The organism is Leptotrichia sp. HMT-225 (assembly GCF_030644325.1).
In the GTDB taxonomy this organism is placed as follows: Bacteria; Fusobacteriota; Fusobacteriia; order Fusobacteriales; family Leptotrichiaceae; genus Leptotrichia; species Leptotrichia massiliensis.
This window is the reverse complement of record NZ_CP130323.1, coordinates 1,490,096-1,508,858: the sequence shown is the minus strand read 5'-3', so window position 1 is coordinate 1,508,858 and position 18,763 is coordinate 1,490,096. Positions and strand designations below refer to the sequence as shown.

22 protein-coding genes are annotated in these 18,763 nt (G+C 28.2%); 20 read left to right on the top strand and 2 right to left on the bottom strand.

Annotation, left to right across the window (positions count from 1 at the left end; all coding sequences use genetic code 11):
- Positions 1-260: 260 nt before the first annotated feature.
- Positions 261-563, bottom strand: coding sequence for a PTS sugar transporter subunit IIB (locus QU666_RS07370; RefSeq protein ID WP_021768746.1), 303 nt, complete (start codon positions 561-563; stop codon positions 261-263).
- Positions 564-842: 279 nt separating this feature from the next.
- A complete protein-coding gene (locus QU666_RS07365) occupies positions 843-2,042 on the bottom strand; it encodes a replication initiation protein (RefSeq protein WP_021768812.1) in 1,200 nt (399 codons plus the stop codon).
- 295 nt (positions 2,043-2,337) lie between these two features.
- On the opposite strand from QU666_RS07365, the gene QU666_RS07360 reads away from it, so the two are divergent.
- From QU666_RS07360 to QU666_RS07265, 20 genes are all read left to right on the top strand, one after another.
- Positions 2,338-2,664, top strand: a complete 327-nt coding sequence (locus QU666_RS07360) for a PTS lactose/cellobiose transporter subunit IIA (RefSeq protein WP_036070009.1) — start codon at positions 2,338-2,340, stop codon at positions 2,662-2,664.
- Positions 2,665-2,967: 303 nt separating this feature from the next.
- Positions 2,968-4,410 carry a 6-phospho-beta-glucosidase gene (locus QU666_RS07355; protein WP_198012109.1) on the top strand — a complete coding sequence of 481 codons (1,443 nt, stop codon included), beginning with the start codon at positions 2,968-2,970 and terminating at the stop codon, positions 4,408-4,410.
- A gap of 14 nt (positions 4,411-4,424) precedes the next feature.
- A complete protein-coding gene (locus QU666_RS07350) occupies positions 4,425-5,465 on the top strand; it encodes a Gfo/Idh/MocA family oxidoreductase (protein ID WP_021768477.1) in 1,041 nt (346 codons plus the stop codon).
- A gap of 212 nt (positions 5,466-5,677) precedes the next feature.
- The gene (locus tag QU666_RS07345; protein WP_006806133.1) at positions 5,678-5,803 is read left to right on the top strand and encodes a hypothetical protein; all 126 of its coding nucleotides are present in this window, start codon (positions 5,678-5,680) and stop codon (positions 5,801-5,803) included.
- Positions 5,804-6,151: 348 nt separating this feature from the next.
- Entirely contained in the window at positions 6,152-7,081 is a 930-nt protein-coding gene (gene pyrB / locus QU666_RS07340; RefSeq protein ID WP_036071355.1) for an aspartate carbamoyltransferase, read from the top strand.
- Positions 7,082-7,129: 48 nt separating this feature from the next.
- On the top strand, positions 7,130-7,621 hold the full coding sequence (locus tag QU666_RS07335) for an aspartate carbamoyltransferase regulatory subunit (RefSeq protein WP_021769670.1): 492 nt from the start codon (positions 7,130-7,132) through the stop codon (positions 7,619-7,621).
- Positions 7,622-7,790: 169 nt separating this feature from the next.
- Entirely contained in the window at positions 7,791-8,195 is a 405-nt protein-coding gene (locus QU666_RS07330; RefSeq protein ID WP_021769669.1) for a hypothetical protein, read from the top strand.
- Positions 8,196-8,936, top strand: a complete 741-nt coding sequence (gene pyrF, locus QU666_RS07325) for an orotidine-5'-phosphate decarboxylase (RefSeq protein WP_021769668.1) — start codon at positions 8,196-8,198, stop codon at positions 8,934-8,936.
- A 130-nt stretch (positions 8,937-9,066) separates the two neighbouring features.
- Complete coding sequence (locus QU666_RS07320; RefSeq protein ID WP_036071346.1) at positions 9,067-9,429, top strand: hypothetical protein; 363 nt, start codon at positions 9,067-9,069, stop codon at positions 9,427-9,429.
- Between the two features lie 33 nt (positions 9,430-9,462).
- A complete protein-coding gene (locus QU666_RS07315) occupies positions 9,463-10,734 on the top strand; it encodes a dihydroorotase family protein (protein ID WP_036071352.1) in 1,272 nt (423 codons plus the stop codon).
- Between the two features lie 70 nt (positions 10,735-10,804).
- A complete protein-coding gene (pyrE, locus tag QU666_RS07310; RefSeq protein WP_021769665.1) occupies positions 10,805-11,434 on the top strand; it encodes an orotate phosphoribosyltransferase in 630 nt (209 codons plus the stop codon).
- 33 nt (positions 11,435-11,467) lie between these two features.
- Positions 11,468-11,998, top strand: coding sequence for a hypothetical protein (locus QU666_RS07305; protein WP_036071344.1), 531 nt, complete (start codon positions 11,468-11,470; stop codon positions 11,996-11,998).
- A gap of 143 nt (positions 11,999-12,141) precedes the next feature.
- Positions 12,142-13,044, top strand: coding sequence for a hypothetical protein (locus QU666_RS07300; protein WP_021769663.1), 903 nt, complete (start codon positions 12,142-12,144; stop codon positions 13,042-13,044).
- A gap of 63 nt (positions 13,045-13,107) precedes the next feature.
- The gene (locus tag QU666_RS07295) at positions 13,108-13,932 is read left to right on the top strand and encodes a hypothetical protein (protein WP_021769662.1); all 825 of its coding nucleotides are present in this window, start codon (positions 13,108-13,110) and stop codon (positions 13,930-13,932) included.
- 199 nt (positions 13,933-14,131) lie between these two features.
- Entirely contained in the window at positions 14,132-14,893 is a 762-nt protein-coding gene (locus QU666_RS07290; RefSeq protein WP_036071342.1) for an SIMPL domain-containing protein, read from the top strand.
- A 100-nt stretch (positions 14,894-14,993) separates the two neighbouring features.
- Positions 14,994-15,566: an elongation factor P gene (efp, locus tag QU666_RS07285; RefSeq protein ID WP_021769660.1), complete on the top strand. Its 573-nt coding sequence runs from the start codon at positions 14,994-14,996 to the stop codon at positions 15,564-15,566.
- A 119-nt stretch (positions 15,567-15,685) separates the two neighbouring features.
- Positions 15,686-15,994: a DUF4298 domain-containing protein gene (locus tag QU666_RS07280; RefSeq protein ID WP_021769659.1), complete on the top strand. Its 309-nt coding sequence runs from the start codon at positions 15,686-15,688 to the stop codon at positions 15,992-15,994.
- Between the two features lie 79 nt (positions 15,995-16,073).
- Positions 16,074-16,706, top strand: a complete 633-nt coding sequence (locus tag QU666_RS07275; protein WP_021769658.1) for a hypothetical protein — start codon at positions 16,074-16,076, stop codon at positions 16,704-16,706.
- Positions 16,707-16,725: 19 nt separating this feature from the next.
- Entirely contained in the window at positions 16,726-17,763 is a 1,038-nt protein-coding gene (locus QU666_RS07270; RefSeq protein ID WP_021769657.1) for a hypothetical protein, read from the top strand.
- A 21-nt stretch (positions 17,764-17,784) separates the two neighbouring features.
- Positions 17,785-18,666: an endonuclease/exonuclease/phosphatase family protein gene (locus QU666_RS07265; RefSeq protein ID WP_021769656.1), complete on the top strand. Its 882-nt coding sequence runs from the start codon at positions 17,785-17,787 to the stop codon at positions 18,664-18,666.
- The last annotated feature ends 97 nt before the right edge of the window (positions 18,667-18,763 follow it).

The following is an 18,763-nucleotide window of genomic DNA, read 5'->3' as shown; positions in this document are numbered from 1 at the left end:
AAGAATAAATTATTAAAGTAATAAAATGATATGGATAACTATAAAGTTTCAAATTAATCTTTAACTTTCTCAAAATTAGACTAGTAAAGTCAAAAAATTAAAGTTTAATATTAAAGTGGTTTTTCTATATTCCAAACAGAATTAAAATAAGTTGTTTTAAAGCTAAATACTAATATTTCAAGATTAATATAAGTACTTAAAAATAAAAAATATTAGCATTTAAACTTTAAACAAAAAATATACTATTATAATATAATATTTTAAAGTAAATTTAGTGCTTGATCTAATACTTTAGCACCATTCATCATTCCATAATCAACCATATTAATTACATCTATGTTAATGTTATTTTCTTCAGCAATTTTTTTAGCTTCTGGTAAAGCGTATTTTACTTGTGGTCCTAATAAAACAACATCAGCTTTTGCAAATTCTTCTTTTGCTTTATCAAGTGGCTCTGCCCAAATTTCTACTTCAATTCCTCTTTTTTCAGCTTCTGCTTTCATTTTGTTTACTAATAGGCTAGTAGACATTCCTGCTGCACAACATAATAAGATTTTTTTCATTTCTAATCATCCTTCCTTATTTCTTAAAGTTTTTATTGTTCTATACTTCATTGTTTTATCAAATCAATGAGATTAACTTTTATATCCATAGTATACCATTAATTTTCTATAAGTCAAATTTTATAAAAAAACCATTATTTTTCGTCTATATTTTGTTTTAAATATAATCAAAATAAGTCTTTATAAATCTAAAAATAAAATAAACGATAAAATCATATTTAGTTTTTCGTTTAGTTTTTAGGCAAATATTTTAAAAAAAATAAAATTTTATATATTTTTTTATAAAAATTTAGTAAATTTTATAATACTCTCTGAATTTTGAAAATATTGAATATAGATTTTAAAATCATAAAAGTTTTTTTCCATAACTTGTGTATGTTTTAAAGTAAGAATTTCATTAAAATAACCATCATCGACTATTATTCTGAGTTCCTTTTCTAAATGATTTTGTCTTAGAATATTTGCTACATCTAACTGAAGAAAAAAAGATGTGATATATTTTCTCTTAATGTTAATAATTTCCAATTCATTTCTGAAATTAGTTTTTGAAAATTGTGCCAAGTCAAGCAACAAAACTTTTTTTAACTGCTTTTCTATATTGTTTTTAAATTGCTTTTTTGTAAAAATAACATTTGTATAAACATAATCGTAATTTTTCTTCAAAATATACTTTTTTATCAATTCATAAGTAGCGTGAAAATCTTTTACATCATTTTTTATCAAGTCCATAATGCTGTTTATATGCTGAACAAGCTCCTTGTTTTTCTCTTCAGAAGATTTACTGTTATCAATTATCTTAAAACGAATTTTTTCCACTTTATTATTTACATGTTCTCCAACCTTAATTTTTTTATAGACAACCTTAATGTCAGAAAAAAGATTTATAGTTTCAATCGCTTTTTTTAAAACCTGTTTTTCAAAGTCAAAAAAACGTTCATATTTATCCCCAGTATCAAACATTTCTTTTAGTCTTTCTAACGTAATTACAGTATCATTATTATAGTTTTTATCAGAAATTAAATAAGTATAAAAATTATAAGTAGCCTCGTCTCCCATAAAAACTAGAAAATCAAATCTAAGAAGTGAGAATAAAGTATTATTTTTTCGAGCATTTTGAATTTCTCTTGCAAATTGAAATTCAATTTTGGAATAAACAATATTGTAAGACACCAAAATTGGAAATCGTCCATAAAGTACAATTTTATCATTACTAAAAATTGAGAACTCCAGCTTTTTCACTTGTAAATTATCCAAAAATTTTTTTAATTGCTCAAATGTAGAAAATTTAAGCACCTCTAATATTTCATTTAAATCAACATCTTGTAAAATAGTCGCTTTCTTAAATTTTTCCAGCAACTTATATTCCATAAAAAGAAACTTTAAAAAATATTTTTCTTTTTTATTCAATACCTTTGAAAATGAAATTTTTATTTTTTTATTTTCTAAAAAATGTTTGTTAATTGGTGCATAAATATCCATAATGTGATTTTTCTCCTTTAATAAAGATTTTGTGAAATATTTTATTATAATTTATATTTTTTTAAAATTTTCAATATATATTATACACGAAAAAATGTATAATTGTAAATCGTTTATTTTCATAGAATATCGGATTTATGCTTTAATTAATAATAAAATTAATAAAAATAGACGAAAAATGAATTAAAAATATGAAAAATTGACATATAGGGAAACGTGTGTTATAACAAAATTAAGAAGAAATTTTAATATAAAATTTGATAAAACAAAAAATAATCATTTAGGAGGAATTACCATGGCTGAAGAAGTATTGGATATTGAAATGATTGCGATGACATTAATTGGACACGCAGGGGAAACTAAAAGTTTGGCTTATCAGGCTATGAATGCGGCGAAGGCAGGGATGTTTGATGAAGCGGAAGAATTTATGAAGCAGTCTACTGAGCAAATGCTGAAGGCACATGAATTACAGACAGATTTGATTGTAAGGGAAGCTGGAGGAGAAAAACTTGATGTTGGATTAATTATGGTACATTCACAGGATCACTTGATGACAGCAATTTTGTTTAAGGAGCTGGCAAAGGAATTTATCGAAGTGTACAAAAGATTAGAACAAAAATAGTTTTGGATTGAATTTTGAAATATATTAACAGGGCAATTACGTATAAAAATGTTATTTTATGTGTGAGTGTCCTGTATTCATAATAAAGGGATTTAGATTAAGCCTTGTTGAATAACAAAGTTATTAAAGACTTTTTTTACAAGGGATAAAAACCAATATTCCAAAATAATTAAATATAACTTTTTTAAATGGGAAAGTATTAATTAGAAGGCAATAATAATGAAGTAAAAATTGAAAAATGATGTACTAATGAAATTTGATAAATTTTTAAAAAATGCTGTCTTACAAATAAAATTTAGGAGGATGAAAATGATAAATAAAGGATTTCCAGAAGGATTTCTGTGGGGAGGAGCGGTTGCTGCTCATCAGCTTGAAGGTGGATGGAATGAAGGTGGAAAAGGACCAAGCACAGCGGATGTAATGACTGCTGGAGCACATGGAGTTCCCAGAGAAATTACTGATGGAATAATAGAAGGAAAAAATTATCCAAATCATGAAGCAATAGACTTTTATCATAGATATAAGGAAGATGTGGCATTGTTTGCGGAAATGGGATTTAAATGTTTTAGAACTTCTATTGGATGGAGCAGAATTTTTCCTAATGGAGATGACGAACAGCCAAATGAGACAGGACTGCAATTTTATGATGATTTGTTTGATGAATTATTAAAATATGGAATTGAGCCTGTAATTACATTGTCGCACTTTGAAATTCCGTATAATCTTGTAAAAAATTATGGTGGATTTAGAAGCAGAAAAGTAATTGATTTTTTTGAAAAGTTTGCAATTACCGTTTTTGAAAGATATAAAAATAAAGTAAAATACTGGATGACATTTAATGAAATCAATAATCAGGCTTCAAATCTTGATGTTGATATATTTGCATTCACTTGTTCTGGAGTTACTTACAAAGATGGCGAAAACCGTGAGGAAACAATGTATCAAGTTGTTCATAATGAATTTGTGGCAAGTGCAAGAGCTGTTAGAGCTGGTAAAAAAATAAATCCTAATTTTGAAATTGGATGTATGGTTGCGTTTGTACCTATTTATCCATATTCATGCAATCCTGACGATATGATGAAATCTGTAGAAGAAATGCATAAGAGATGGCACTTTCTTGATATTCATGTAAGAGGGGAGTATCCTGCCTACACTAAGAAAATGTGGGAAAGAAAAGGATTTAACATACATATTGAGCCGCAGGATCTGATTGACTTGAAGGAAGGAACTGTTGATTATATTGGATTTAGCTATTATATGTCGTCAGTTGACAAGGCAGATAAATCAGATGTGGAAAGTGGGGACAAATTAGTCGGAAGTGTTAAAAACCCATACATAAAAGAATCTGACTGGGGCTGGCCAATTGATCCTGTTGGACTTCGATACTCTCTTAACATAATGTACGAAAAATACAACAAGCCTTTATTTATTGTAGAAAATGGTTTTGGAGCAATTGACGTAAAGGATGAAAAAGGCGAAGTTCACGATGATTATAGAATTGATTATTTAAGAAGACACATTGAAGAAATGCAGAAAGCGATTGAAATTGATGGTGTGGAACTTTTGGGATATACTCCTTGGGGATGTATTGACTTAGTTTCATTCACAACTGGAGAAATGAAAAAACGATACGGATTTATTTATGTGGATAAAAATAACGATGGAAGCGGAACGCTGGAAAGAAGTAAAAAAGACTCATTTTACTGGTATAAAAAAGTAATTGAAAGCAATGGAAAGGAATTGTAAAAAGGATAATTATTATGATGAAAATAGGAATTATTGGAAATGGAAAAAGTGCAAACAGATATCATCTGCCATTTTTACTGCAGAGAAAAGATAAAATAAAAGTTAAGACTATTGTTACAAATAATTTGGAAAATAAGACTTGGGAGCGAATAGAAGGGATTAATTATACTGATAAAATTGAAGAACTGTATAATGATCCTGAAATTGATCTGGTTGTTATTTGCCTAAGATCTGACTTGCATTATAAATACGCTAAAAAAGTGCTGGAACATGGAAAAAATTGCCTTGTGGAAAAGCCTTTTGTTGAAACATTGGAAGAAGCACAGGAGTTATTTAGGTTAGCTAAGGAAAAAGGGCTAATTGTGCAGCCTTATCACAATAGAAGATTTGACAGCGATTTCTTGACCACAATGAAAGTGATTGAAAGCGGGAAATTAGGAGAAATTTTAGAAATTGAGTCTAATTATGATTATTACAGGGCAGAAGTGCCTGAAAATGTGAAGGAATATGATGGTAAACAGGCAAATACATTTTTATATGGGCATGGGACGCATGTCTTGGATCAGATAATTTCACGATATAGTAACCCTGATAAAGTTCATTATGATGTAAGGCAGCTTCTTGGGACAAATCGGATGAATGACTATTATGATATAGATTTGTTTTATGAAAGAGAAAATGGTAAAAGTTTAAAAGTAAGTTTAAAAGGAAGCTATTTTAGAATAAAACCTAGAGCATCATTTATTGTATATGGAACTAAAGGGTGCTTTATAAAAGAAACAGAAGACAGGCAGGAAGAACATTTGAAGTTGTTTTATATGCCAGATAATGAAGATTTTGGGATAGATTTGCCAAAACATTATGGGACGTTAATTTATTATGATAATAATGGAAATTATCATGAAGAAAAAGTTATTTCTGAAAAAGGTGATTATGGCAGAGTTTATGATGATTTATATGAGGCAATAAAAAATGGGAAAGAAAAAACTGTTAAGGATAAAGAAATACTTTGCCAGATAAAAATTTTGGAAGAGGGAAGTAAGGATTTGAAATAGTTTTTTTATAGAAAAGAGGGAGTTTTAATTTTTCCCTCTATTTTTATTTGTACCAAAGTTTTTAAAGTTATACCAAACCTCATTTAAATAACGAATTTATTACAAATTTTTCTAATTAAAGGATATAAACTTAATATTTTCAAATGGTTAAAACATAATTTTCACTTTTTAAATAGATTCTAGTATAAATTAATCCGTCGGAGCATTTTTCTGTGCTAGCAAAACTGTCTGAGCATAGCGAGTTTTTTGTCAGTGCAGAAAAATGTCGTAGACTAGCCATAGGTTGTAGGATTTGCGGCAATGAGCAATCCTACGAAAATAAAAAAGAAAAAACATAGTAATGTGAAAAAATATTTATTAATAAAATGTCCAAAAAATAATAAAAAATAATTTAGTTGAATGATTATGAATTAATTATCAAACAACTCTATTATAAAAATTTATTCCTATTTTCAAAATGGGGCTTAGTATTAAATATAGTAGTTATGATTATTTAATTTTATTCAAGCATATAAAAAAATTATTATTCAAAGAAAAGTTTGCAAATGGCATTAAAATTTGTTATCATAAATTTAAAGAAAATATAGTAATTCTAGTTTGAAATGAGAAATCCATTGGTTATATATTTTTAATCTTATTTTTAGGTGGATTGACTATAAATATTGAAATTCAAGGGAGAGATAGTGGTGGAAAATATTATTTCTATGAATGATATGAAAAAAGAGGAGATTCTTGATATTTTAGAGCTGGCAAAGAAGATTGAGGGGTGTTCGGAAGAAGAGAAGTTGAAGTTTCTGCATGGAAAGATTATTTCGACTTTATTTTTTGAGCCGAGTACACGTACTAAGATGTCGTTTGAGTCGGCTGCAATGCGTCTTGGTGCAAATGTTTTATCATTACCCCCTGTGGAGCAGTCGTCTGTAAAAAAAGGGGAATCCTTTAGAGATACAATAAAAATGGTGGAAGCATATTCAGACGTAATAGTTGTAAGACACCCTTTTGATGGAGCAGCTCAGCTTGCCTCAGAAACTTCACAAAAACCTGTAATTAATGCAGGAGATGGCTCTAATCAGCACCCTAGCCAGACTTTACTCGATTTGTACACAATTCTGGAGGAAAAAGGGACACTTGAAAATTTACAAATTGCATTTGTTGGGGATTTGAAGTATGGAAGGACAGTTCATTCGTTGGTAAAGGCACTTACGCATTTTAAACCGGTAATTTATTTTGTAGCACCACAAATTTTGCAAATGCCAGATTATTTATTGGAAGATCTGAAAAAAAATGGGATAAAGTATGAAATTTTAGAGGATTTCAGGGATTGTCTTGATAAAATTGACGTTTTTTACATGACTCGGATTCAGAAGGAAAGATTTCCAGATATTGAAGATTATGAGAAAGTAAGGGGTATTTATGTTATAAACCGTGAAAATATCGAAGGAAAATGTAAAGATGATATGATAATTTTGCATCCTTTGCCAAGAGTAGACGAAATTGATACAAATTTAGACAACACAAAATATGCTTTATATTTTAAACAGGCTAAAAATGGGATTCCTGTAAGACAGGCAATGATGATGGCTGTTTTGAAAAAAGATAAGGAGTTTTTTTTGTAAATTTATTATTTTGAAATAGAAAATTTATGTTCAGGAAAGGAAAAGATTATGTCTGAAGGAAGAGAATTAATGATACGGGCAATAAAAAATGGAATTGTAATAGATCACATCCCGTCAGAAAAAGTTTTTGCAATTGTGGAAATTTTAAAATTAAAGGAATATAACGAAAGAATCACAGTCGCAACAAATATGCCAAGCAGTTCACTTAGGAGAAAAGGGATTATAAAGATTGAGGAAAAAATATTAGAAGAAAAGGAATTAAACAATATTTCACTGCTAGCTCCAAATGTTACAATAAACATAATTGATAATTATGAAGTTGTAGAAAAGTCAAAATTAGAAAAATTGGATAAAGTTATCGGACTTATGAAATGTGATAATCCGAAATGTATTTCGAATCATGAAAATGTTGAAACAAAATTTATTCGTATAAAAGAAAACACTGAAAATTTAAATGAGAATAATTTAGAAGAAAAAGAAAAATATAAATGCTTTTATTGTGAAAAAGTAATTTTGGAAGATGAAATACAAATTCAATAATTTAATTTTAAATACACCGTAAAGTAGTGTTAATAAGTATTTTCAATAATGCTATGTTTTTAGTCTAATTACAATAACTAGATTTGTTTAAAACAACACAAAAGATAAGAAAAAAATTATTAATCAAAGTAATTTAAAATAGTTGATTTGAAGAAAGCGAGGATATTTAATGCCTAAAATTATTATAGAATCAAAAATATCTTTAAATGGTAGGGAAGATAATTTCAAATTAAGAATAAATGATGAAGGAAATATAGAAGTAAAATCTAATGGAAAAACAGAAATTGATGTAGATTATGGAGAACAAACACTCCAAATATATAATAATTTATTTGCAAAAACGCCTAAAAAAATTATAAATGTGGAATCAGATAATCAAAAATATAAAATTACACTTCATTATAAAGCATGGGGAATTGTAACTTTTTTAAATATTATAATGATATTGTCGATATTTGTTTTTGCAGCAATTCCATTTTTTACAGCATTTATAATAGTTATAACAAATTTTTTGATTTTAATTTTTATGGGAATATTTGAAATAAGGGAAATTAAAAGAAAGGATAATGAATAAATGAGTAAAATTGATGAGAGAGCAAAAGAAAGAATATTTGTTGCATTGGATTACGATAATATGGAAGGTGCAAAGAAGCTAGTTGAAGAGTTGGGAGATAATATTTCGATGTACAAAGTTGGGCTGGAAAGTTATCTTAATACAGATGGGAAACTGGTGGATTATCTTCACGAAAAAGGGAAAAAGGTGTTTTTGGACTTGAAGTTTCATGATATTACAAATACTGTGAAAATGGCTTGTGCAAATGCTATTAAAAAAAATGTATTTATGTTTAATATTCATTGTTCAAATGGAAGCAAAACTATGAAGGAAGTTGCTGAATTGGTAAAAGAAAGTAAATCAGAAAGTCTTCTGATTGGAGTAACAATTTTGACAAACTTGGGAGAAAATGACATTTTTGAAATGTTTAAAAGTGAGCTGAAATTGGAGGAAATTGTACTAAATCTTGCCAAAATTGCCAGAAATAGTGGAATGCACGGAATCGTATGTTCGCCACAGGAGGCAAAAGATGTGAAGGAGAAACTGGGGAAGGATTTTATGACAGTCTGTCCAGGTGTACGTCCTAAATTTACACTAAATGCTGATGGAAAAAGTAACGATGATCAGACACGGATTATGACACCGGCAGAGGCGATAAAACAAGGAGTGGATTTTCTTGTAGTTGGGCGTCCAATAACTAAGGCTGAAAACCCTCTGGAAAGTGCAAAATTAGTTTTGGAAGAAATTTCAGAAGCACTATAAAGCTTAAATCTTTTTAGATAAAAAATAAAAATAATAAAAAAATATAAAATCTGTAACAGAATTAATGAAATTCAAAGAAAGCTGTATTAAAATAAGGAGTATTAAATTTATAAAAATAAAGGAGAAAGTTATGAAAAAAAAAGTATTACTATTACTATTAGTATTGGGAATTTTAGGAGCATATCAACTGGGGTATAGTGAAAACCTAGACACAAAAGCTGAAGAAGCTCCAAAGGTAGAAATGAAACAAAACCAGACAGAATCTGAGGAAACAGAATCAGATCAAACAGCAAAAAATGAAGAAGAACCTCAGACAGCAGTAGCACCAATTCAAAAAGAGGCGCAAAAGGCTAAAAAACTTACACCAGCACAAGAAAAAAGATTAGAAGCAAAAGCTAAAAAAAATAAAGAAAAAAATATGTCATTGGATGAAAAACTAGATTTACAAATTTTGAAAATGGAAAGATTGTTAAAAAGTTTGGAAGGTAGATAAAAAATAAATTAATTGATGAATTTGGGAGTAAAAATGGCAAAAAATAAAATTACTATTTTAAAAAATGGGATAGATGTTTTTGGAAAAAAAATTGAAATTTTGATAAATGGCGAAATTATTCAAAAAATTTCTGAAAATATTGATGAAAGCCGATTTGAAAATAATGAAAATACAAAAATTATTGATATTGAAGGAAAATTAGTAATGCCAGGAGTTATTGATGTGCATACACATATGAGAGAGCCAGGAATTACGTACAAAGAGGATTTTACAACAGGTTCACGTGCGTGTGCCAAAGCTGGTATTACGACTTTTTACGATATGCCCAATACGATTCCTACTACTACAACATTGGAAAATTTACTGGAAAAGAAAAAGTTGGCGAGTGAAAAGGCAATTGTGAATTTTGGATTTCATTTTGGTGGAAGCAAAAATGATAATGTTGAAGAAATAAAAAAAGTTCTAAGTAGTGGTGAAGCAAATACAGTAAAAATTTTTATGAATGTAACAACTGGGGAAATGCTTATTGAAGATGATGAAATATTGAAAAAAGTATTTAAAAACTCTAAGTTGGTGCTAGTTCACGCTGAGAATGAAATGATTGATAAGGCAATAGAATTAAATAAAAATTGTGGAAAAGGGCTTTATGTTTGTCATATCCCATCAGAGAATGAATTGAAAAAAGTTATAAACGCCAAAAAAAATAATGAATTGAATACAAAAGAACATCCAATTTATGCTGAAGTTACTCCCCATCATTTATTTTTAAATACTGAAATTCGTGAAAGTACAGAACGAAATAAAATGCTTTTGAGAATGAAACCTGAACTAAGGGAAAAATCTGACAATGAATTTTTGTGGGAAGCAATAAATCGTGGAGAAATTGACACAATTGGAACAGATCATGCTCCACATTTGATAAGCGAAAAGCTGGAAAAAATTACATTTGGAATGCCAGGAGTTGAAACTTCGCTTGCACTTATGATTAACGCTTTTAATGAAGGAAAAATATCGCTTGAAATGATTCAGAAATTAATGTGCGAAAATCCTGCAAAAATAATGAAAATCGAAAAAAGAGGAAAATTAGAGGAAGGTTTTTTTGCTGATATAATTGTTGTTGATACCCAAAAAGAATGGATTGTTGCTGTAGATGATACAATTGAGTCAAAATGTGGATGGACTCCTTATGAAAATTGGAAATTGAAAGGGAAAAATACATTGACAATTGTAAATGGTGAGATTGTTTATAAAAATGGAAAAATTAATGATATTCATAAAGGAAAAGAAATTGATTTTTCAAAGTAAACAGTTTACCGTTATACTGATAATTGTTAAGAAATAAAACAAAAAATCAAAATTTGAAAGGAAATGGAATATGGCTAATTTAACACTGGAAGAAAAAGTGGCAAAGGCATTGTTTGATGTGAAAGCAGTAAAAATAAATGTGGGAGAGCCTTTTACGTTTGCGTCTGGAATAAAAAGTCCAATTTATTGTGATAACCGTTATGTATTAGGATTTTCAGACGAGAGAGACACGATTGTAGAAGCGTTTGTTGAAAGAATTGACAAAAATGTGGATGTGATTGTAGGAGTTGCAACTGCTGGAATACCTTGGGCTGCATTTATTGCTGACAGAATGAAAAAACCACTTGCGTATGTTAGAAATAAACCAAAAGATCATGGTGCAGGAAAACAGATTGAAGGTGCAGAAGTCAAGGGGAAAAAAGTCGTTGTAATTGAAGATTTGATTACAACTGGAAAAAGCAGCCTTATTGCAGTTGATGTACTTCAAAAGGAAGAAGTGAAGGAACTGGAAGTAAAATCAATTTTTTCTTATGGATTTGACAGTGCAAAGGAAAATTATGCAAAATATAGTTGTAAATTCAGTTCACTTTCAAATTTTGATGTTTTAATAAAATTACTAGCTCAAAGTGATTATTTGACACAGGATGAGGCGAAAATCGCTTTGGAATGGAGTAAAAATCCTGAAAAATGGGGAAGATAAAAAACAAAAAAAAGAAAGAAAGAAGGAATGGATATGAAAAAAATAGTATCAATTGTTATAGGACTAGTTTTGATGTTGACAGTAGTGGGTTGTCAAAATGGAAAGAAAGCTGCTGAAAATGATGTAAAAGACTCAATGCAAGCACTTCAAAAAGGAGACTTTTCTAAATTAAATTACGATAAGGAATCAATTGAAGCACTAGAAATATTTGGTGGTGCATATAAAAAAATAACTTATAAAATTAACAAAACAACAGAAGAAAGCAAAGATAAGGTTCTTGTAAATATTACTATGAAATATCCTGATCTGTCAGAAGCAGGAAAAATATTTAAAGATAAAATAATAAAAGTCGCAGAACAACTGGCTGGAAAATCAGATGCTGAAGTAGAAGAAAAAAGTAAACAATTTTTAAGAGAAGCAATAAATGAAAAGTTAAATGATCCTAACTTAAAATATCTAGAAGAAACATTTGATATGGTATATGTAAAACAAGATGGTAATTGGGAGTTAGAAAACAATAATCCACAGTTTAATAAAGTAATGTCATTTAATTATCAAATGTAAAAAAAAGTTCATACTTTTACAACTAAAAATATACTATAAAATAACAGTAAAAAAAATTCTGTAAAAAATACTTGCTTTTTTAATTTTTTATGGTATAATATTTACTGTAAAAGATAGATATAATTTTTTAGGAGGAATATATTATGGACAATAATAAATTTAATGAAGAATCAAAAGAAGAATTGGAAAGAGAAATTCAGGAATTAAAACGTCAAAAAGAAATTAGGGAGCTGCAAAGACAAAAAGAAGAACTTCAAAAGACAATGTTGGATAGCGTAGGAGGAAGTAAGACTACAGAAAAGAATGAAAATACTGATAAAAAAGTTCAAAAAGATAAGCAAAATGAATATAGTTCATATGAAGGAACAAACTTTTTTTCAAATAAAAAGAAAATTATAATTTTATTTGCTGCAATTTCATTAGTTACTATTGCCGCAGGAACTGGAATTTTTTTCTTAAATTCAAATAATAAAAAGAAAAAATCAAGTTTTAAGAGTGACTCAGTAGCTAGCGTATTTCAAGGTCAAACTATGGCAAGTGTGACAACTCCAAAAGTACAAACAGATCAAATGAGTGGAAAAGAAGCAGCTGAAGCTATTTTTAAGGAAGCTATTGGAATTTTTCAGAGAGGAGAATATGCTTCTCAAATTACGGATAAAGATGCTCTTGAAGCAACAAATGCATTTAGTGAAGCATATAAAAAAATAACTTATACGATAAATAATGTAACAGAAAATGGGGATAAAGTTATTTTAAATGTAACGCTAAAATCTCCTGATTTGTCAGAAATACGAACACTTCTTAATCAAAAAGCAGAAAAAGAAGCACAACAAATGAAAGGAAAATCCGTAACAGAAGAGGAGATGAATCATAAAATTTTTGAATGGATGAAGGAATTAATTGATCAAAAAGTGAAAGATCCTAATTTAAAATATATGGAAGAAACCTTTGACGTGCCATATACAAAAATAAATGGTGAATGGACAGCTCCTGATAAAATGGATTCTAAGTTTAATAAACTTATGACATTTAATTTGGATATGTAAAAAATAACTATAACAGTATAAAGCTTACTGTTGACTAGTATTGTTAATTTTTAGGAGGATATTATGGATGATAACCAATTTGGTGAAAATATGAAGGAGCAGCTGGAAAGAGAAATAGAGGAATTAAAACGCCAAAAGGAAATCATAGATTTAAAAAAGCAGAAAGAAGAACTTGAAAAAACTGTATTTGGTGGATTAGGTGGAGCAGCTGAAAAACAAGAAACGGAACCTAAACAGATAGAAGAAGAGTCTCAGGAAGAAGAAATAGTTGAAGAAAAGTATATTTCAAATAAAATGACTACAATTCTAGCAGCATTAGTTGCAGTAGCAATAGTTATTGTTGGATCTGGAATCTTTTACTTGAGAAGTCAAAATAAGAAAAAAAGAGAGAGTTTAAAAAAAGAAATGGCAACAGTATCAAAGAAAGAAAATATAATAGCTGTAACAGAACCTCAAAACAATCCAACGACTCAAGAACAGACTACGGAATTACCAAAAGTTGAGCCAAAAACAGATGATGGGGAAGTCCAAAAATCAGATGGAAAATTAACTGTACAAAATCCAGTGACAGTAAAAAAAGGTAGTTATTGTATAAATCCAAATCCTGCTGAATCTGCATTTGGTACTGATACAGTTGATGATTCATTTGCTGAGCATGGATATATGGCTGATATTGCCTTTGAGAATTGTGTAATTAACAGTGGAGGCTCTGTAAAAAATACAGGACCTGTAACAATCACAGTTAGCTTAGCAGAAGAAAAAAATTACGATGCAGTAATGAATAGAAATAAATGGTATCTGGAAAATGGACAGATTAATAGAATAAGTGGACGAGACAGTAGCTTTTTATACTTTAATGGCTGGTTAATGTATAAACAAAGTAATTAATATTAATACAGGGGTAGTATAATTATTACCCTTGTTTTATTTTTTTAAAATCAAAAAAGAAAAGTAAAAAAAATTTTGTATAGCAATTGACTTTTTTATTAAAATAATCTATAATTTGATAGAACTTTTATGTAAATAAATCATAATTTTAGATACTTAAATACTATAACAGGTGTAAAGTTCAGTAAAGGAGTAAAAATTGAAAAAGATACAATTTATAATAATCCCTATAATATTATCCTTTGGATTAATAATATCTTCGGCATTAATTTCAAATGCTATGAATAAAGCGAATAAGGATGAAAACAGAATTACGGTAAAGGGAGTCGCTGAACGTAGAATAAAAGCAGATAAGGCACTTATAAACATCGTTATTACTCAAAAGTCTGATAATCTGGATGAATTGAAAAAACAAATATCAGACAGGGAAACGTTGGTAACTGATTTAATTAAAAGCCTTAAAATTGACACAAATGAATATAGTATAGGAAATCTGCGTATTCAGCCTAATTATCTAGAAAATGCATTAAATACAAAACAATCATCTTCAAATTCTACAGCAATGTTACCAGCTGTTAAAATTTCTAGTTATGATGGAATTGAAACAATTTCAATAGTTACAAAAAATATTGATAAGGCAGAAGAGTTTTATGAAAAATTATCAGAACTTAAACTTGAAAGTAACAATATAGAAATAAATATGCCTGAATATTTTATAACAAATATTGAAAGATACAAAAAGGATTTAGTTGTCGATGCTTCAAGAAATGCTGAAATAAGAGCAATTGAAATGTTAAAAGTAAATAACAATGAAATTGGTGGGCTAAAAAATATTAGTCAAGGACAGTTTGAAATGCTTGAAGATACAGAAGATGTAAGAAGAATCAATGAAAATGAGGCTAATCAAATTTATAAAAAGTTAAGAGTAGTAGTAACTGCAACTTATTTGATAAAATATTAGATGTAGAATTTAAAGCTATGATCGTTCTATTATAGTTATGAAAAATAATAGGTTAAAAAATAAATTATAAATAAAGTAAAAATTTAGGAGGAAAAAATTAATGAAACCAGCAGCAGAATTAAGACAAGGAAGTACATATAGAAAGGACAACATCCCATATTTAATATTAAAAGCTGAAAGACATCAGTCAACATCAGGAAAAAGACAAAGAGCAGCAGAAGTAAAATTTAAAACAAAAGAATTAATTTCTGGAAAAATTCAGGAAATTACAGTTTTGGCAACAGAACTTATGGATGACATCATTCTTGACAGAAATCAAATGCAATTTTTATATGAAATTGATGGGGAATATAACTTCATGGATCAGGAAACTTTTGAGCAAATTACTTTGTCAACTGAGGATTTGGGAGATGCGGTAAACTTTTTGGAAGAAGAAATGATTATACAAGTGTTAATGTACGAAGGAACTCCAGTTGGTGTAGAATTACCAAATACTGTAGTTAGAGAAGTAACTTATACAGAGCCAGGACTAAAAGGAGATACAATCGGACGTGCAACAAAACCTGCCACAGTATCAACAGGTTACACTTTACAAGTACCTTTGTTTGTAGCAATTGGAGATAAAATCAAAATTGACACAAGAACTGGTGAATACATCGAAAGAGCAAATTAATAAAAATTTAAAATTAGGAATATAATAATAAAAATACAGCTATCGCAAACCGGTAGCTTTTTTTGAAAAAATAAGAAAAAATTAAATATAAATTAAAAATAAGAAAAGAGGTAAATTTAATGAAAAATGATAAAATAAAAAGAGTTGAAGAAATGGAAAAAATTATGGATAAATCAGCAGATATTTTTAGGAAACTGAATATAGTGTTGGATAAGCTGGAAGAAAATTTGTCAGATTATAAAAAGCTGGATGAATATTACAGCAGTGAAAATTGGTTTTTAGATGTAGAAGATTTTAATAACGGTGTTTTGCCACAAGACTTGAAATGTGGAGTTTTGAGCGAAGACGGAGCTTATAATTTGTTTGGGGAAAATCATGAGCTGGCAATTAAGATGGTGGAGATTGCAGCGAAGATGTTGAGAAGATAGTCAAAAATATAGGAATTATCTCAGAGAGTTAAAAATAAAAGTAAACGGATATTGAAATGTTTAGAAAGGAAAAATGTGAATGGAGAAAATTGTATTTAAGACGGATTTTGAAATTTTGAAAAGAAAACTCATAAAAGTATTTATATTCATAGTGATTTTATGTTTATGGATGTTTGTTCCAAATATTCAAAATTTCCCAGTAGATGAAAGTTCTATTCATTTAAAAATTATTATTTTTCCAATTTTAAATGCAATATTTATATTGCTTTTTGAAGTACTAAAGAGAAAGGCTCAAATAATAGAAAGCAATATCTTTATGTTAGCAGCTATATTTAATTACAGCGTATTTGTTAATAGAATTCAAATAATTATTTTTATATTTAGTTATTTATTTTTATACATTTCTTATTATTCTATGATAAAAATAGTTGTTGAGGATAAAAATGTAAAATTTTATGAATTTGGGATAAGGAAAGCTAATTTGAACTTTATGGAAAAGGAAGTCGTTTTGGAGGAAGTTTCATATGAAAGATTTGCAGGAAGGCATCCTAGAAGAACTGTTATAGTTGAAGTTTTAAGAGCTTTTAAAAAAGTAAAATATTTTGGAAGGCGAATGGTTTTACAGGAAAGTACGGATTGGTTGAGTTTTGAGGACAAGGAAAAATTGAGGAAAATAATTAGTGAGAGTATTGTTTTGGAATTTAAATTTTAGATTGTGAAAGATAGACAAAATGAACACAGAAATTTATGAAAAGTCATTTTTTGAAAAGAAAATTGTAATAAAAAATGAAATAATTTATTATTTTGAAGATGATGATTTGAAAGAAGCTATTTATGTTGAAAAATTTGATAAAAGAGTTATTGAAACAGAGTATGTAAATAAAGAAGGATTTAGTCTTTTTTTGGAAATTATCACACCAGAACCAAATTATAAAATTAGAGATAAAAATAAGTATAAAGAGTTAATAAAATATAAAAAATTGAAATTTTTAGATGGAAAAGAAATAGATGTAAGTGAACTGGATGATTATGAGTTCAAAAAGTTGGCAGATTATATCGAAAGTTTGAAAACAAAAAGGCTGATTTTAGATGAGCAGAAGTTTCATATGAAAGATGAATTGATAAATGAGTGGATTTGGAATTATGATTCAAGAAAAATAAGTAGAGAAAAGCTTCAAGAGAAATACGATGAGCAGATAGAAGACAATGAGGCACGAGAAAAATTTTTATCAAATTATGAGAAAAAAGTTTTTAAAATTAGAAAAGCTGAACTTTTAGACGATTTTAAAAAGAATTCTGGATTTGTAAATTTTTTAAACCTATCGTTTACAGAAGTATTTTATTATGTTTTAACATTGGGAATTCTTGCATATGTAAAATTTTTAAATCCAGTTATGGTAGTAATAATTCTTTTTATAATAATTGTAAAATTTCTTATTAAAAAAAATAATTTGAGAAAAAAGTTGGAAGCATTGATTTACAGCATAACTTTTTATCAAGATAAAATAGTTATAGATACTGGAGATTACATTAACAGAATAAAAGTTGAGGAAATTATAAGTATGGCAGTGGATAAAGCGAGCAAATATAATTTGGAGTTTAGAATATCTAAGAAAAGAGAGGAGATACGCTGTAATTTTGGTATAAATTTTACAAAAATGGTAGATTATGAATTGATTAAGAGTGAACAGAAGAAATTTTTGGAAATTTTGGAGGAAATACCGAAATGGTGTGTTATGAATAATATTGAATTTAAAATAGAAAATTAAAAGATCAAGGGGTTGATTGAGATGAAAAATAGAACAGTAAAAAGGATAATTTTTGTATTTTTAATTTTTGGAATATTTTCTTGTTTTAAAAAGGGGCAGATAAGTGAGGAAATTGATATAAATAAGCATGAAAATACGATTTTGGTAGCATCATTTAATGCATTACGGCTTGGAGAGAAACAAAAAGATTATCGGACATTTGCACAGATTTTGGCAAAGTTTGATTTAATCGGGCTGGAAGAGGTTATGAATGAGAAGGGAGTTAAAAAAACGCAAGCATATTTGGAAAAGCTGACTAGTGAGAAGTGGGATTATATTATTTCGGAAAATTCTGTAGGAAGTGAAAACTATCGTGAATATTTTGCATTTATTTATAGGAAAAGCAAATTTTCTGAGGCAAGAGGGCTTGGATTTTATAAGGAAAAGGATGAGAATGAGTTTATGAGAGAGCCGTATGGTGCTTATTTTAAGGCTGGAAACTTTGATTTTGTATATATCATTGCACATTCGGTTTTTGGTGATAAGGAAAAGCAGAGACTGCTTGAGGCGGCAAATTATGTAAATGTTTATGAATATTTTTCTAAATTGACAGATGAGGATGATATAATTATCGCTGGGGATTTTAATACGCCTGCTGACAATATGGCTTTTAAAAATATGGCTGATAAATATAACGTCAAGTATATTTTAAATCCTGAAGAAAATTTGACCACACTTTCGGATAGTAAACTTGTAAGTTCTTATGATAATTTTTTCATAAATTTTGAAAAAACAAAAGAATTTATTGGAAATTTTGGAGTTTATAACTTTATAAAAAATAATAACTATGCTATAATAAAGAAATATGTGTCAGATCATTTGTTGATATTTTCAGAATATTCAACATTGGAGGATTTAGATTAAATAGATTTATTAAAGTTAAAAATTTATTTTGTTAAGGAAGAAATATTATTAAGTAAACTGAAACTGTTGAGAAAATCTAAAAAAATATCAATGAAAA

Coding starts and splice junctions, on each gene's coding strand:
- QU666_RS07360 (WP_036070009.1), top strand. CDS start 2,338: ATGGCTGAAGAAGTATTGGATATTGAAATGATTGCGATGACATTAATT.
- QU666_RS07365 (WP_021768812.1), bottom strand. CDS start 2,042: ATGGATATTTATGCACCAATTAACAAACATTTTTTAGAAAATAAAAAA.
- QU666_RS07355 (WP_198012109.1), top strand. CDS start 2,968: ATGAAAATGATAAATAAAGGATTTCCAGAAGGATTTCTGTGGGGAGGA.
- QU666_RS07265 (WP_021769656.1), top strand. CDS start 17,785: ATGAAAAATAGAACAGTAAAAAGGATAATTTTTGTATTTTTAATTTTT.
- QU666_RS07350 (WP_021768477.1), top strand. CDS start 4,425: ATGATGAAAATAGGAATTATTGGAAATGGAAAAAGTGCAAACAGATAT.
- pyrF (WP_021769668.1), top strand. CDS start 8,196: ATGAGTAAAATTGATGAGAGAGCAAAAGAAAGAATATTTGTTGCATTG.
- efp (WP_021769660.1), top strand. CDS start 14,994: ATGAAACCAGCAGCAGAATTAAGACAAGGAAGTACATATAGAAAGGAC.
- pyrE (WP_021769665.1), top strand. CDS start 10,805: ATGGCTAATTTAACACTGGAAGAAAAAGTGGCAAAGGCATTGTTTGAT.
- QU666_RS07275 (WP_021769658.1), top strand. CDS start 16,074: ATGGAGAAAATTGTATTTAAGACGGATTTTGAAATTTTGAAAAGAAAA.
- QU666_RS07270 (WP_021769657.1), top strand. CDS start 16,726: ATGAACACAGAAATTTATGAAAAGTCATTTTTTGAAAAGAAAATTGTA.
- QU666_RS07330 (WP_021769669.1), top strand. CDS start 7,791: ATGCCTAAAATTATTATAGAATCAAAAATATCTTTAAATGGTAGGGAA.
- QU666_RS07305 (WP_036071344.1), top strand. CDS start 11,468: ATGAAAAAAATAGTATCAATTGTTATAGGACTAGTTTTGATGTTGACA.
- QU666_RS07300 (WP_021769663.1), top strand. CDS start 12,142: ATGGACAATAATAAATTTAATGAAGAATCAAAAGAAGAATTGGAAAGA.
- QU666_RS07335 (WP_021769670.1), top strand. CDS start 7,130: ATGTCTGAAGGAAGAGAATTAATGATACGGGCAATAAAAAATGGAATT.
- QU666_RS07320 (WP_036071346.1), top strand. CDS start 9,067: ATGAAAAAAAAAGTATTACTATTACTATTAGTATTGGGAATTTTAGGA.
- QU666_RS07295 (WP_021769662.1), top strand. CDS start 13,108: ATGGATGATAACCAATTTGGTGAAAATATGAAGGAGCAGCTGGAAAGA.
- QU666_RS07280 (WP_021769659.1), top strand. CDS start 15,686: ATGAAAAATGATAAAATAAAAAGAGTTGAAGAAATGGAAAAAATTATG.
- QU666_RS07315 (WP_036071352.1), top strand. CDS start 9,463: ATGGCAAAAAATAAAATTACTATTTTAAAAAATGGGATAGATGTTTTT.
- QU666_RS07370 (WP_021768746.1), bottom strand. CDS start 563: ATGAAAAAAATCTTATTATGTTGTGCAGCAGGAATGTCTACTAGCCTA.